At 65.2% G+C, this 12804-nt stretch carries 15 protein-coding genes; 11 read left to right on the top strand and 4 right to left on the bottom strand.

From position 1 onward, the window contains the following. Positions 1 to 30: 30 nt before the first annotated feature. On the bottom strand, positions 31 to 1005 hold the full coding sequence (locus BRA1253DRAFT_RS20120; protein ID WP_007597362.1) for a nitronate monooxygenase family protein: 975 nt from the start codon (positions 1003 to 1005) through the stop codon (positions 31 to 33). A gap of 176 nt (positions 1006 to 1181) precedes the next feature. On the opposite strand from BRA1253DRAFT_RS20120, the gene BRA1253DRAFT_RS20115 reads away from it, so the two are divergent. Beyond that, positions 1182 to 2069, top strand: coding sequence for a LysR family transcriptional regulator (locus tag BRA1253DRAFT_RS20115; RefSeq protein WP_007597361.1), 888 nt, complete (start codon positions 1182 to 1184; stop codon positions 2067 to 2069). Here the strand turns inward: BRA1253DRAFT_RS20115 and BRA1253DRAFT_RS20110 are convergent. Further along, positions 2066 to 2719 carry a DNA-3-methyladenine glycosylase gene (locus BRA1253DRAFT_RS20110; RefSeq protein WP_007597360.1) on the bottom strand — a complete coding sequence of 218 codons (654 nt, stop codon included), beginning with the start codon at positions 2717 to 2719 and terminating at the stop codon, positions 2066 to 2068. The genes BRA1253DRAFT_RS20115 and BRA1253DRAFT_RS20110 overlap by 4 nt on opposite strands. A 111-nt stretch (positions 2720 to 2830) precedes the next feature. Here BRA1253DRAFT_RS20110 and gluQRS point away from each other — a divergent pair, with 111 nt between their 5' ends. After that, positions 2831 to 3703 carry a tRNA glutamyl-Q(34) synthetase GluQRS gene (gene gluQRS, locus BRA1253DRAFT_RS20105; protein ID WP_007597359.1) on the top strand — a complete coding sequence of 291 codons (873 nt, stop codon included), beginning with the start codon at positions 2831 to 2833 and terminating at the stop codon, positions 3701 to 3703. A 104-nt stretch (positions 3704 to 3807) separates the two neighbouring features. Beyond that, positions 3808 to 5103, top strand: coding sequence for an ATP-binding protein (locus BRA1253DRAFT_RS20100; protein ID WP_007597358.1), 1296 nt, complete (start codon positions 3808 to 3810; stop codon positions 5101 to 5103). Here the strand turns inward: BRA1253DRAFT_RS20100 and BRA1253DRAFT_RS20095 are convergent. Continuing rightward, on the bottom strand, positions 5030 to 5923 hold the full coding sequence (locus BRA1253DRAFT_RS20095; protein ID WP_007597357.1) for a YihY/virulence factor BrkB family protein: 894 nt from the start codon (positions 5921 to 5923) through the stop codon (positions 5030 to 5032). The two genes, BRA1253DRAFT_RS20100 and BRA1253DRAFT_RS20095, sit on opposite strands and share 74 nt — an antisense overlap. A 282-nt stretch (positions 5924 to 6205) precedes the next feature. Here BRA1253DRAFT_RS20095 and BRA1253DRAFT_RS20090 point away from each other — a divergent pair, with 282 nt between their 5' ends. The 6 genes from BRA1253DRAFT_RS20090 (at position 6206) to BRA1253DRAFT_RS20065 (ending at position 10206) form a co-directional block, all read left to right on the top strand. Continuing rightward, entirely contained in the window at positions 6206 to 6400 is a 195-nt protein-coding gene (locus BRA1253DRAFT_RS20090; protein ID WP_007597355.1) for a twin transmembrane helix small protein, read from the top strand. Between the two features lies 1 nt (position 6401). Then, positions 6402 to 6974, top strand: coding sequence for a cob(I)yrinic acid a,c-diamide adenosyltransferase (locus BRA1253DRAFT_RS20085; RefSeq protein ID WP_007597347.1), 573 nt, complete (start codon positions 6402 to 6404; stop codon positions 6972 to 6974). 124 nt (positions 6975 to 7098) lie between these two features. Next, complete coding sequence (locus BRA1253DRAFT_RS20080; protein ID WP_007597346.1) at positions 7099 to 7848, top strand: electron transfer flavoprotein subunit beta/FixA family protein; 750 nt, start codon at positions 7099 to 7101, stop codon at positions 7846 to 7848. Next, positions 7848 to 8792: an electron transfer flavoprotein subunit alpha/FixB family protein gene (locus BRA1253DRAFT_RS20075; RefSeq protein ID WP_007597340.1), complete on the top strand. Its 945-nt coding sequence runs from the start codon at positions 7848 to 7850 to the stop codon at positions 8790 to 8792. The genes BRA1253DRAFT_RS20080 and BRA1253DRAFT_RS20075 overlap by 1 nt, the downstream gene beginning before the upstream one ends. Positions 8793 to 8984: 192 nt before the next feature. Beyond that, positions 8985 to 9866, top strand: coding sequence for a 3-hydroxybutyryl-CoA dehydrogenase (locus BRA1253DRAFT_RS20070; protein WP_007597339.1), 882 nt, complete (start codon positions 8985 to 8987; stop codon positions 9864 to 9866). A 145-nt stretch (positions 9867 to 10011) separates the two neighbouring features. Beyond that, positions 10012 to 10206, top strand: a complete 195-nt coding sequence (locus BRA1253DRAFT_RS20065; RefSeq protein ID WP_007597338.1) for a hypothetical protein — start codon at positions 10012 to 10014, stop codon at positions 10204 to 10206. 10 nt (positions 10207 to 10216) lie between these two features. On the opposite strand, the gene BRA1253DRAFT_RS20060 is transcribed toward BRA1253DRAFT_RS20065, so the two are convergent. Then, positions 10217 to 10906, bottom strand: coding sequence for a TlpA disulfide reductase family protein (locus BRA1253DRAFT_RS20060; RefSeq protein ID WP_007597337.1), 690 nt, complete (start codon positions 10904 to 10906; stop codon positions 10217 to 10219). A gap of 106 nt (positions 10907 to 11012) precedes the next feature. Between BRA1253DRAFT_RS20060 and argH the strand changes: the two genes are divergently transcribed. Together argH and BRA1253DRAFT_RS20050 are read left to right on the top strand one after the other, a co-directional pair. Further along, a complete protein-coding gene (gene argH / locus BRA1253DRAFT_RS20055; RefSeq protein ID WP_007597336.1) occupies positions 11013 to 12410 on the top strand; it encodes an argininosuccinate lyase in 1398 nt (465 codons plus the stop codon). Positions 12411 to 12504: 94 nt separating this feature from the next. Continuing rightward, positions 12505 to 12795 (top strand): lipoprotein, encoded by a 291-nt coding sequence (locus tag BRA1253DRAFT_RS20050; RefSeq protein ID WP_007597331.1) that lies wholly within the window; start codon positions 12505 to 12507, stop codon positions 12793 to 12795. The last annotated feature ends 9 nt before the right edge of the window (positions 12796 to 12804 follow it).

Here is a 12804-nt window from a genome sequence, read left to right as displayed (position 1 = left end):
GTCCTCCCGTTTTATTGTCGGTCTGAGACGTCAGGCGCTGACGCGCATCAGGAAATCCTGTCGGGCCTGGTCGAATTCCTGTTTCATCCGGTCGACGAGCTCGGCGACCGGCGGCGCGTCGGCGATCTGGCCGATACCCTGGCCGGAGCCCCAGATGTCGCGCCACGCCTTGGACTTCATGTTGCCGCCGGAGCCGAAGTTCATCTTCGTCTTGTCGGCGGCCGGCAGATTGTCCGGATCGAGCCCGGCCGCAGCGATCGAAGGGCCGAGATAGTTGCCGTGCACGCCGGTGAAGAGGTTGGTGTAGACGATGTCGTGCGCAGCGTGCCGTGTCAAAGCGGACTTGTAGGCTTCGTCGGCGTTGGCTTCCTTCGTCGCGATGAAGCGCGTGCCCATATAGGCGAGGTCGGCGCCCAGTGTCAGCGCGGAGGCGATCGCGAAGCCATCGCTGATTGCGCCCGACAGCAGGATCGCGCCGCCGAACCATTGCTTGACCTCTCGTACCAATGCGAAAGGCGAGAGCGTTCCTGCATGTCCTCCAGCGCCGGCGCAGACCAGGATCAGGCCGTCGACGCCTTGCTCTGACGCCTTGCGCGCGTGCTTGACGTTGATGACATCGTGGAACACGAGGCCGCCGTAGGAATGCGCGGCCTCGACGAGTTCGGCGGGCGGCCGTAGCGAGGTGATGATGATGGGCGCCCTGTGCTTCACACAGGTCTCCATGTCCTTCATCAGCCGGTCGTTGGAGGCGTGGCAGATCTGGTTGACGGCGTAGGGCGCGACCTTCTTGCCGGGATTGCGCGACTTGTATTCGCCGAGTTCGTCCTCGATGCGGTTCAGCCACTCGTCGAGCTTTTCCACCGGACGGGCATTGAGCGCCGGAAACGAGCCGACGACACCGGCCTTGCACTGGGCGATCACCAGCTCGGGACCGGAGACGAGGAAGAGCGGCGAGCCGACCACGGGCAGCTCGAGCGAATCCTTCAAGAGAGCGGGCAGCGCCATGATGTCCTCCCGGAAACGCAGCCCGCCGGCAGGCGGATGACGAGGCGTTTCCCTGTTGGTCGTCGCGGGCGAGTTGCCGCCCATGTTTCATTTGACGCCATTATAGGGGTTGGAGTGCGGCCTCCGATCGTTCAATATTGAACGGACGACTATTCAGATTTGAACAGAGGCCGCTTATGGACTGGGACCTTTGCAAGACCTTCGTCGCCGTCGCCGAAACCGGCAGCTTCACCGGCGCGGCACGCCGGCTGCACAGCAGCCATCCCACCGTCAGTCGCAAGATCGCGGCGCTGGAAGCCCAGCTCGGCACCAGGCTGGTGGCACGCGCCGCCGACGGCCTGGCGCTGACCGCGGATGGACGGACATTGCGCGAGCACGCCGAGGCGATGGCGGCGGCCGCGCTGCGGGCGGAGACGGCAGTCTCGGCCGGAGGGCATAAGGCGCGCGGGACCGTCAAGCTGTCGATCGGGGCGACGCTGGCGTCGCATTGGCTGATGCCGTGCCTGCCTGCTTTCCTGCGCGCGCATGATCACGTCCAGCTCGAGATCATCACCCATCCGTTTCCGGCGAGCGTGCGCCGGCGCGAGGCGGACGTGGTGCTGCGGCCCTTCGACAGCGGCGAGGAAAATCTGGTCGGCCGCAAGATCGGCCGTCTCGGCACCGGGTTCTACGCCTCGCGGGACTACGCCGGCGGGCGGTCCTTGCCGGAACGGCGCGGCGAGTGGAAGGGGCACAGCGTCATCGGTTTCGCCGACCAGACCTCCAACATCCAGCTTGCGCGCTGGAGCGACGTCGTCACGCGTCAGGCCAGGGTGGTGATGCGCTGCTCGTCGCAGGGCGACATGCTGGCGGCGGTCCGCGCCGGACTCGGAATCTCCGCCCTGTCGTGCTTTGTCGCCGAAAGTTATCCCGATCTCGTGCGCGTCGCGCCGCAGAAGCTCGCCAGCGTGGCGGACCTGTGGCTGCTGGCCCATCCCGACCTCGTCGAGCTGCCGGCGGTGCGGGCCGTGGTCGACTTCGTCGCCGATTGCGCCCGGACCGATCGCGTTAGGCTGCGGGGCTAAGCTGATCCGGCGAGCACGCCTTCGCGTTTTTTCACCGCGCGATAATAGCTCCACCACAGATGCGCCGCCGCGCCGCGCAGGGGGCGCCAGGGTTCGGCGAGCGGCGCCATCTGCTTCTCCGTCGGCCGCGCCTGCAAGCCGAGCCCGATGCGGATGCCTTCCTGGACGGCGAGATCGCCGGCCGGCCAGGCGTCGCCATGGCCGAGGCAGAACAGCAGATAGACGTCCGCAGTCCAGGGTCCGATGCCGGGCAGTGCGATCAGCGTGTGATGCGCGGCATCGGCGTCTTCTTCGGCGAGCACGTCGAGGTTCAGCCGCTGTGCGGTGATCTCGCGCGCGAGATGTTTCAGCGTCTTGATCTTGGCTGCGGACAGGCCGAGCCGCCCCAGCCGGTCGGTGCGGGCGCGGCGGACCGCGTCATGGTCGAATGGATCGAAAGCCGCCGACAGCCGCCCCCAGATCGCCGCGGCGCTGGCTGTGGAGAGCTGCTGCCCGCAGACGATATGGGCAAGCCCCGCAAAGCCCGGCTCGCGCCGCCGCAACGCCGGCATGCCGGCGATTGCGAGCACGGGCTTGAGGCGCGGATCGCGCTTGACCAGCGCGTGGACGGCTTCTTCGAGGTCGGACTGGGTCTCGAGGTGGATGGTCATCGCTTGCTCAACTTGTCATGCGCGGGCTTGACCCGCGCATCCATCTCCTATCGTAACAGAGTGTTGGAGATGGATGATCGGGTAAGTCCGGCCATGACGAGATTTGTGCATATGTCGCCACCCGTTTTCCGATTTGCCCCCAGTCCGAACGGCTACCTGCATCTCGGCCACGCCTATTCAGCGCTGTTGAATTCCGACCGCGCGCGAGAGACTGGCGGGCGGTTGCTGCTCCGCATTGAGGACATCGACGCGACGCGTTGCCGGCCGGAATATGAGACTGCGATCTACGAAGACCTCGCCTGGCTCGGCATTGCCTGGGAGACGCCGGTGCGGCGGCAGTCGGAGCATCTCGACGCGTATCGGACGGCGCTGGACAGGCTCTCGGCGCTCGGCCTGGTTTATCCCGCCTTCGAAAGCCGCGCCGAGATCGCAAGGCAGGTTGCGGCGCGTGAAGCGGATGGGCCGTGGCCGCGCGATCCCGATGGCGCGCCGCTCTATCCCGGCGCCGCCAGATCGCTGTTCGCCAACGAGCGTGACCGCCTCATCGACACCGGCGCGCCTTATGCGCTTCGGCTCGACATGGCGGCCGCCTGCCGCCGCGCCGCCGGCCTGAGCTGGAACGAACTGGGCGTGGGGCCCGATGGTGAGCGTGGCGTCGTCCCGGCGCGGCCAGAAGCCTGGGGGGACGTCATTCTGGCCCGCAAGGAGACGCCGACCAGCTATCATCTGTCCGTCGTTGTCGACGATGCGCTCCAGGACGTCAGCGAGATCGTGCGGGGCCAGGACCTGTTCCACGCCACTTCGGTCCACCGTCTGCTTCAGGTTCTGCTCCGCCTGCCCGAACCCGTCTACCGTCACCATGGGCTACTTCGTGACGAGGCCGGCCGGAAGCTGTCGAAATCAACCAGCTCGACCGGCCTACGTGAATTGCGCGCTGCCGGCGCCACGCCGGCCGGTATCCGCCAGCTGGTGGGATTAGGTTAAGTTTCTCTGGGGGTTAGCCAAACGCCGCCGTGACTCCGGGTGTTCCGCCGTGCCATGCTCACCTCACGGCCCGGGTTCGAAGGGGGATACTTCGAAGGGGAGTTATGGCGGCGAAAACGCGCGGAGCGCGCACTACGGGGACGTCCAAGCGAGTGGCTCGGAAGCGCTCCGGGCCGACCGCCCGGTTGCGCAAGCGCAGCATCAAGCGGGCCGAGCCGGACGTCGTCCAGGCCGCGCTTGCCGCCTTCGCCCATGAGGTCCGCACCCCCCTGACCGGCATTCTCGCGATCAGCGACTTGCTCGCGACTTCGGATCTCGGCGAACGGGAAAGACGCTGGGCCGACACGATCAAGGCCGGTGCCGAGCATCTGGCGAACCTTGCCACCCTGTTCGTCGATGCCGCCAGAACCGGCAAGGGGACCGGCAAAAGCGTCGGAGGTGGAAGCTCGCTGCGGCAGGATTTGTTCGACCTGCGGACCCTCGCCCGCAACGCCGGCGATTCGCTGGCCGGTCGCGCCGCGGCCAAGGGTCTCCAGGCCGAAGTCGATATCTCGGAGAAGCTGCCGGGGCTGGTAGTCGGGGATCCCGTCCGCCTGCGCGCCGCGCTCGAGAACCTGATCGACAATGCCGTGAAATTCACCGAGCACGGCGGCGTGGCGCTCACGGTCGCGCCTTGGCGTTCCGTCAAGAGCAAGACCAAGAGCAAAGGCAAAGCAAAGGGCAAAGGCAGCGTCGGTGTCGCCTTCGCGGTGTCCGACAGCGGCATCGGCCTCACCATGGCCGAGATCAAGCGCTTGTTCCGGCCGTTTACCCAAGCCAATGTCACCATTGCCTCGCGCTTTGGCGGCGCCGGCCTGGGTCTGTCGTCGGTGAAGCAACTGGCGCGCGCGATGGGCGGCGACATCACGGTCGCCCCTCGGCCCGGCGGCGGCGCCACCTTCACGTTGACGGTGTCGGTGTGTGCCACGGGATCGGGCAAGTCCCGCAAGTCGAAGGGCGAAGCCGAGATGGATGCGGTCCCGGCGCTGCGCTTGCTCAGCGTCGAGGACAATCCGTTCGGGCGCGTCGTGCTCAACACCATCCTGACCGAGCTCGGTCATCATGCCGAGTTCATTGGGCGCGGCGAGGACGCGGTGAACCGGCTCGCGCAGGGCGCCTTCGACGCGGTGCTGATGGATATGGTGCTGCCGGGCATTAATGGCGTCGAGGCGATCAGGCGGATCCGCACCATGGCGACGCCGCTGGCTCAGATCCCCATCATCGGGGTGTCAGGTCGCGGCGAAGACGAAGTCGCCTCACGCGAGGCCGGCGCCGACGCATTTCTGGTCAAGCCTGTGTCTCCGCGGGCGCTAGCGACTGCGCTGCTTGCAGCGACACGCCGTGAGGAAGCCGCGACTTGATGATCGCGGCGTTGAGCTCGCCGCCGAAAACGAAGATCGCGGCGATGAAGTACAGGAACACCAGCGCGATAATCACCGAGGCGAGCCCCGCATACATCGTCACGTAATTGTTGGCGAAGCGCGCGAGGTACTGGCCGAACACGATGCCCGAGATCAGCGACGCCACGATGGTGAAGACGATGCCGGGCAGGATCTGGAGGAACCGGCGCCGTCCCGCCGGCAGCCAGGTATGCAGGATGATCAGCGCCACCACCAACGCGGCGACGGTGATGCCGTAGCGCAGCCAGGTGAGGATCCTCTCGTTGGATTCAACGAACAGCGGAATGTGCGCACGCGCGGCCTCGATGAGCAGCGGCCCGAGCACGATCAGGAATGCCATGGCGAGCGCGGTGAAGGCCGCAATCAGCGTGTAGGCGATCGATTCCAGCCGTAGCCAGTACCAGGGCCGCATCTCCACCACCGCATAGGCGCGGTTGAGCGCGACCCGTAGCGCCTCGACGCCGTTGGAGGCGAAGTAGACCGACAGCACCGCACCGATGGTGAATAGGCCGGTGCGGGTCGTGGTCAGCACGTCGTGGACTTCCCCCGAGATTGAATCCGCGACCTGCTTGGGCCAGACCTGGAGCATCAGGCTGGCAGCCTGATCGGCGAGTTCCTTGGAGCCGAAGAAGCCGGCGAGCGAGGTCAGCACGATCAGGAACGGGAACAGCGCCATCAGTGTCGACAGCGCGATATGGCTCGCGATCGCCCAGCCGTCATCGGCGAGGAACGTGTAGAACGCGTCCATCACGACGACGTAGATGGTGCGGACGGCTTTCACGGCTGGCTCTGTCCTGCTCCCTCTCCCCGCCTGCCGGGAGAGGGTTGGGGTGAGGGGGGCTCTCCGCGGGGACGGTGACCGTTGAGCTCGTGGAGATTCTCCCTCACCCGTAAGCCGCGCTGCGCGCGCATTGCGGCCTCTCCCCACAAGCGGGGAGAGGCGAAGAAGACAGACGACGCGCGCAAATCGGAGATCATCCAGCTAGCTTCTGATATTATTGGCTTAAAAGCCAGATCGGGAACGCCATGGCGGACCGGCGCGCAGGGTGTTATCTACCCTCGAATGGCATCTCTCCTGAGTACTTTTATCCTGCCGATTGCGGCCGGCGCCGTGGCGTTGATGCTGCTGCTCGGTCTCATCAACATGATGCGCGGCGGCTCGCCCAACACCTCGCAGAAGCTGATGCGCTGGCGCGTGCTGCTTCAGTTCGTGGCGATCGTCATCGCGATGGTCGCCGTGTGGGCGATGGGGCGTTAACATGGTCGTGCTCAACCGCATCTATACGAAAACCGGTGACGACGGCACGACAGCGCTCGGCTCGGGCGAACGCCGGCCGAAATGCGATCTGCGCATCGAGGCCTATGGCACGGTCGACGAGACCAATGCTGCGATCGGCGTGGTCCGGCTTCACACCAGGGATGCGCCCGAGCTCGACGCGATGCTTGGCCGCATCCAGAACGATCTGTTCGACCTCGGCGCGGACCTCGCAGTGCCCGAACGCGAGGGCAAGGCGGAGCGGCTGCGGGTGGTGGCGAGCCAGGTCGAGCGGCTTGAGCGCGACATCGACGCGCTCAACGACAAGCTGGCTCCCCTGACCTCCTTCGTGCTGCCGGGCGGCACGCCAGCCGCCGCCTACCTCCATGTCGCCCGTACGATTTGCCGCAGGGCGGAACGTGTGATGGTGGAACTGGCGGCCCGGCCGGACGAGCCCGTTGGTGCCGCTGGCATCCAATATATGAACCGCCTGTCGGACTTCCTGTTCGTGGCGAGCCGCGCCGCCAACGATGACGGCGCCGGTGACGTGCTCTGGGTTCCGGGCCAGAACCGCTGACCCATTGGGCCGCGCATTTCTGGGCGCCAAAATTAGACCCCTTCGCGCGTTGACCGGGCCGGATCAGGCCTTTAGGTTCCGCGCCAGTTGATAACCCCCTCCCAGATTGAGTGAAAGAGGATCGATGAAGGTCTTGGTGCCGGTAAAGCGGGTGGTCGATTACAACGTCAAGGTCCGCGTCAAGAGCGATGGATCGGGTGTTGAACTCGCCAACGTCAAAATGTCCATGAACCCGTTCGACGAAATTGCGGTCGAAGAAGCGCTGCGCCTGAAGGAAGCCGGCAAGGCGACCGAAGTCGTGGTGGTCTCCATCGGACCGGCGCAGGCGTCGGAAACGATCCGCACCGGTCTCGCCATGGGCGCCGATCGCGGCATCCTGGTGAAGGCCGAGGGCGCGGTCGAGCCGCTCGCCGTCGCCAAGATCCTGAAGAAGATTGCGGACGAAGAGCAGCCGGGCCTGATCATTCTCGGCAAGCAGGCGATTGACGACGACAGCAATCAGACCGGCCAGATGCTGGCCGCGCTGCTCGGCTGGTCGCAGGCGACCTTCGCCTCGAAGCTCGAGGTTGAAGGAAGCGACTTCAAGGTCACCCGCGAAGTCGACGGCGGCTTGCAGACCGTGAAGCTGAAGGGACCGGCGATCGTGACCACCGATCTCCGTCTCAACGAGCCGCGCTACGCCTCGCTGCCCAACATCATGAAGGCCAAAAAGAAGCCGATAGCGGACAAGACCGCCGCCGATTACGGCGTCGATCTCACCGCGCGCCTAGAGGTTCTCAACACGACCGAGCCGGCGGGCCGCAAGGCGGGCGTCAAGGTCAAGGACGTCGCCGAGCTGGTGTCGAAACTCAAGAACGAAGCCGGGGTGCTCTGATGACGACGCTTCTGATTGCCGAACACGACAATGCGTCGCTCAAGGATGCGACCAACAAGGCCCTGACCGCAGCGGCCGCGCTCGGCGCGGATGTCGAGGTTCTGGTGGCCGGCGAGAATGCGAAGGCCGCGGCGGACGCGGCCGCAAAGCTTGCCGGTGTGAAGAAGGTGCTGCTCGCCGACGGCGCGCTTTACGCGCACGATCTGGCCGAGCCGCTGGCCGCGCTGATCGTCTCGCTGGCTCCCGGCTACGACGCCATCGTCGCGCCCGCGACCTCGCGCTTCAAAAACGTGATGCCGCGCGTCGCGGCCCTGCTCGACGTCATGCAGGTCTCGGAGATCACCAAGGTGGTCGCCCCCGACACCTATGAGCGTCCGATCTACGCCGGCAACGCCATCCAGACGGTGAAGTCCAAGGACGCCAAGAAGGTCATCACGGTGCGCACCTCCACCTTCGCTGCAGCGGGCGAAGGCGGCAGCGCGTCGGTCGAGAGCGTCGCGGCGGCGGCCGATCCGGGCCTGTCGTCCTTTGTCGGCGAGGAAGTCGCAAAGAGCGACCGTCCCGAGCTGACCTCGGCCAAGATCATCGTCTCCGGTGGCCGTGCCATGCAGAGCCGCGAGAACTTCGCAAAGTACATCGAGCCGCTCGCCGACAAGCTCGGCGCCGGTGTCGGCGCTTCGCGTGCCGCGGTGGATGCGGGCTATGCGCCGAACGACTGGCAGGTCGGCCAGACCGGCAAGGTCGTGGCCCCCGAGCTCTATGTCGCGGTCGGCATTTCCGGCGCGATCCAGCATCTGGCCGGCATGAAGGACTCCAAGGTGATCGTCGCGATCAACAAGGACGAGGACGCGCCGATCTTCCAGGTTGCCGATTACGGCCTGGTCGCCGACCTCTACCAGGCGGTTCCGGAGCTGACCGCCGAACTCGGCAAGCTCGGCAAGTAAAACGCGCTAAAACACCGGCCGGAGCTATAAACTCCGGCCGGTGTTGCTTTTTGAGGCGTTTTCTTTGGCGTGGGACACGCCTTCGAAGCGATCCAATCTAGGTTTCGAGGCCGGGTTCTGATTAAATCGGATCTCCCGGCTCGGGGGATAGGCAGGCGCGGTTGATAGCGCGCCGTTCCGGTGGATGACATTATGGCGGCAGTAATCAAGAAGGTCGGCGTGATCGGCGCGGGGCAGATGGGCAATGGCATCGCGCATGTCGCTGCGCTGGCCGGCTTCGACGTGGTGCTCAACGACATTTCGACCGACCGCCTCAAGTCAGGCATGGCCACGATCAACGGTAACCTGACGCGCCAGGTCTCCAAGAAAGCCGTTAGCGAGGACGACAAAGCCAAGGCGATGGCGCGTATCGTGGCCGGCGAAAAGCTGGACGATCTCGCAGACTGCGATCTCGTGATCGAGACCGCGGTCGAGAAGGAAGAGGTCAAGCGCAAGATTTTCCACGATCTCTGCGCCGTGTTGAAGCCGGAGGCGATCGTTGCCTCCGATACCTCCTCGATCTCGATCACCCGGCTCGCCGCCGCCACCGACCGGCCCGAACGCTTCATCGGCATTCACTTCATGAATCCGGTGCCGTTGATGGAACTGGTGGAGCTGATCCGCGGTATCGCCACGGACGACCAGACCTTCGAGGCGTCAAAGGAATTCGTCGGCAAGCTCGGCAAACAGGTCGCGGTCTCCGAGGATTTCCCGGCCTTCATCGTCAACCGCATCCTGCTGCCGATGATCAACGAGGCGATTTACACGCTGTACGAAGGCGTGGGCAACGTGGAGGCGATCGACGCGGCGATGAAGCTCGGGGCGCACCATCCGATGGGCCCGCTGGAGCTCGCCGATTTCATCGGTCTCGATACCTGCCTGTCGATCATGCAGGTGCTGCATGAGGGCCTCGCCGACTCCAAGTACCGCCCGTGCCCGTTGCTGGTGAAATACGTCGAGGCGGGCTGGCTCGGTCGCAAGACCCAACGCGGTTTCTATGACTATCGCGGCGCCAAGCCGGTTCCGACGAGATAAGCGGTCTCGTGCCCCGGCTCTGCGGTGCGTCACTTCGTGCCGCCCGCGTCCGGAACACGGACAAAGCCCCCTACAGCGCTTCGTGACAATTCATGTCCCGTTAACCGCTCGCCTCTAGGTTACGCGCGGTACGAGGGTTTGCGTAATGGACATGATGGCGATGGTCAGCAGCATGCTGGCCTCTCAGCAAGGCGCGCTGCAGTCGAATATCTCGGCGACGCTGATGAAGCAGAACGCGGATGCGGAGAAATCCACCGTCCTGACGCTGCTCGGCGCCGGACAGCCCTCGCTCGCCAATGTCGGCGCCGGCGTCGGCGGCAACATCAACGTCACCGCCTAAACATCATCGCTTAGAACGACGCGGCGGCTTTGCCCGTCGCAGCCCGGATCAGCTTGAGCGCATCCTCGCTCGCCCATTCCGCCGGCCCCGCGATCGTCGCGATCTCGCAGCCTTGAGGATCGACCAGCACCGAGGTGGGCATGCCCAAGGCCCGGCCTATCGCCTTAAGATCCTGAAAAACCTTGGCTTTCTGATCGTTGAAATAGCCGAGCCTGACAAGATTGGCCTCTTTCAGGAACGCCTTGGGCTTTTCGGAGTCGCGGGTATCGATATTGATCGCCACCACCTCGAAATTCGGGCCTGACAGCTTGCCCTGGAGCTCGTCCAGCGCCGGCATCTCTTTTCGACATGGCACGCACCAGGTGGCCCAGAGGTTGACCAGCAGCGTCTTTCCGCGGAAATCCGACAGCTTCTTTGGCTTGCCGTCGGCGTCCTCGAAGGCCAGGTCCGGCAGCTTCAGCGGTGCGGTCGCCATGGTCAGCGCCGCTACCTCGCCATGGGCGAGCGGGGCGATCTTCTGTGCGGTGTTCACCGCCGCCCGGCAGGCGGGATCGCCGGATGGGGCCCGGCCCAGGCCCAGCCCGTACAGCGCGGCAAAGCCAGCCAGGCCCCCGACCACCACGGTGGCGATGACGGCGGGGATACGGCGCGTGGCCGACCGTGCTGTCCGTTGGTCGAGCCTGTCGTTGGGGTCGAGCATATCGTTTGTCATCCGGTCGCAGATATGGCTATCAGAGGCCTCTTAATACGGCTGGCAGCCGTCAGCAAACGTGCGGCGGCGACAGGCAAGGCGTGAGCAGGGGATCATGAGCAACAAGATGTGGGGCGGCCGGTTCTCGGAACGCCCCGACGAGATCATGGAAGAGATCAACGTCTCCATCGACGTCGATCGTCACCTCTTTGCCCAGGACATTGCCGCGTCCAAGGCCCACGCCGCGATGCTGGCCGCGCAGGGCATCATCACGGCCTCTGATGCGAAAAATATCGGCAAGGGTCTAGACACGATTTTGTCAGAGATCGGCAAGGGCGGCTTCGAATTCAAGCGCGCGCTCGAGGACATTCACATGAATGTGGAGAGCCGGCTGTCCGAGCTGATCGGCCCCGCCGCCGGCCGCCTCCACACCGCGCGCTCGCGCAACGACCAGGTCGCGACCGATTTCCGTCTCTATGTCCGCGATGTCCTCGATGAGACCGACGCCTCACTCGCCGCGTTCCAGCAGGCGCTGGTCGAGCGCGCGCTGGAGCATGCCGGAACGGTCATGCCCGGCTTCACGCACCTGCAGACCGCGCAGCCGGTGACCTTCGGCCACCATCTGCTCGCCTACGTCGAGATGGCCGCGCGCGATCGCGGCCGTTTCCAGGACGCGCGCAAGCGGCTGAACGAATCCCCGCTCGGAGCTGCGGCGCTCGCCGGTACCTCGTTCCCGATCGATCGTCACGCCACGGCGAAGGCGCTCGGTTTTGATCGTCCGATGGCCAACTCGCTCGATGCGGTTTCCGATCGCGACTTCGTGCTGGAGACGCTGTCGGCGGCCTCGATCTGCGCCGTGCACATGTCGCGCTTCGCCGAGGAGATCGTGATCTGGACCTCGCCGCTGGTCGGCATGATCCGCCTCAGCGACAAGTTCACCACGGGATCCTCGATCATGCCGCAGAAGCGGAATCCTGACGCCGCCGAGCTGGTGCGCGCCAAGACCGGCCGCGTGATCGGTGCGCTCAATGGGTTGCTGATCGTGATGAAAGGCCTGCCGCTCGCCTATCAAAAGGACATGCAGGAAGACAAGCAGGGCGCCATGGAAGGCTTCGCCGCGCTGTCGCTCGCGATCCGCGCCATGACCGGCATGGTCCGGGATCTCGTGCCTGATGAAGCGAAGATGAAGCTTGCTGCAGGCGAGGGCTACGCCACCGCGACCGATCTTGCCGACTGGCTGGTGCGGACGCTGAAGATGCCGTTCCGCGAGGCCCATCACGTCACCGGCCGCATCGTCGCGAAAGCCGCCGAGGGCGGCGTGGCGCTGCACGAGCTCCCGCTCAAGGAGATGCAGGCAATCGAAGCGAAGATCACGAAAGACGTGCTCGGCGTGCTCTCGGTCGAATCGTCGGTGAAGAGCCGGACCAGCTTCGGCGGCACCGCGCCGAAGAACGTGGCGTCGCAAGCCAAGGCCTGGCTGAAGCGACTGGAAAAAGAGCGAAAATTGGGCTGAGGGGCAAAATTTCGCTTATGTTTCATGATCATCCGGGTCTCGCCAGAGCGCGCCAATCTCTGTATGGTGCGCCGCGCGTAGTGGGGATTTCGTCGTGACGTCAAAGTTTCGCCCGGCCGGCTCGGGGTGGGCCATCATTGTCTTGAGTCTGACGGCGCTCGCGCTTGCCGGCTGTGGCCGCAAGGGCCCGCTGGATCTGCCGCCGACCGCCTCCAGCGCGTCCACGGCGAACATCGCGCCACCGACCGACACCGAGACCGAAGCCGAGAGGACGCCGAGCGTGTTCAATCCCACCTATGGCGCGGACGCCGCACCGGCGGCGACCAAGGGCAAAAAGAGACCGTTCATCCTCGACCCGCTGCTGGACGAAAGACCCAGCCGATAGGCTGGGGCA

The organism is Bradyrhizobium sp. WSM1253, assembly GCF_000244935.1.
Lineage (GTDB): Bacteria > Pseudomonadota > Alphaproteobacteria > Rhizobiales > Xanthobacteraceae > Bradyrhizobium > Bradyrhizobium canariense.
Note: the sequence above shows the minus strand (reverse complement) of the source record. Positions and strands in the feature narration are given on the sequence as shown.

Excerpts from the sequence above, each read along its gene's own strand:
- BRA1253DRAFT_RS20080 (WP_007597346.1), top strand. The coding sequence starts at position 7,099 with ATGAAGGTCTTGGTGCCGGTAAAGCGGGTGGTCGATTACAACGTCAAG.
- BRA1253DRAFT_RS20085 (WP_007597347.1), top strand. The coding sequence starts at position 6,402 with ATGGTCGTGCTCAACCGCATCTATACGAAAACCGGTGACGACGGCACG.
- BRA1253DRAFT_RS20115 (WP_007597361.1), top strand. The coding sequence starts at position 1,182 with ATGGACTGGGACCTTTGCAAGACCTTCGTCGCCGTCGCCGAAACCGGC.
- BRA1253DRAFT_RS20120 (WP_007597362.1), bottom strand. The coding sequence starts at position 1,005 with ATGGCGCTGCCCGCTCTCTTGAAGGATTCGCTCGAGCTGCCCGTGGTC.
- BRA1253DRAFT_RS20070 (WP_007597339.1), top strand. The coding sequence starts at position 8,985 with ATGGCGGCAGTAATCAAGAAGGTCGGCGTGATCGGCGCGGGGCAGATG.
- BRA1253DRAFT_RS20060 (WP_007597337.1), bottom strand. The coding sequence starts at position 10,906 with ATGCTCGACCCCAACGACAGGCTCGACCAACGGACAGCACGGTCGGCC.
- gluQRS (WP_007597359.1), top strand. The coding sequence starts at position 2,831 with ATGTCGCCACCCGTTTTCCGATTTGCCCCCAGTCCGAACGGCTACCTG.
- BRA1253DRAFT_RS20110 (WP_007597360.1), bottom strand. The coding sequence starts at position 2,719 with ATGACCATCCACCTCGAGACCCAGTCCGACCTCGAAGAAGCCGTCCAC.
- BRA1253DRAFT_RS20100 (WP_007597358.1), top strand. The coding sequence starts at position 3,808 with ATGGCGGCGAAAACGCGCGGAGCGCGCACTACGGGGACGTCCAAGCGA.
- BRA1253DRAFT_RS20090 (WP_007597355.1), top strand. The coding sequence starts at position 6,206 with ATGGCATCTCTCCTGAGTACTTTTATCCTGCCGATTGCGGCCGGCGCC.
- argH (WP_007597336.1), top strand. The coding sequence starts at position 11,013 with ATGAGCAACAAGATGTGGGGCGGCCGGTTCTCGGAACGCCCCGACGAG.
- BRA1253DRAFT_RS20065 (WP_007597338.1), top strand. The coding sequence starts at position 10,012 with ATGGACATGATGGCGATGGTCAGCAGCATGCTGGCCTCTCAGCAAGGC.
- BRA1253DRAFT_RS20075 (WP_007597340.1), top strand. The coding sequence starts at position 7,848 with ATGACGACGCTTCTGATTGCCGAACACGACAATGCGTCGCTCAAGGAT.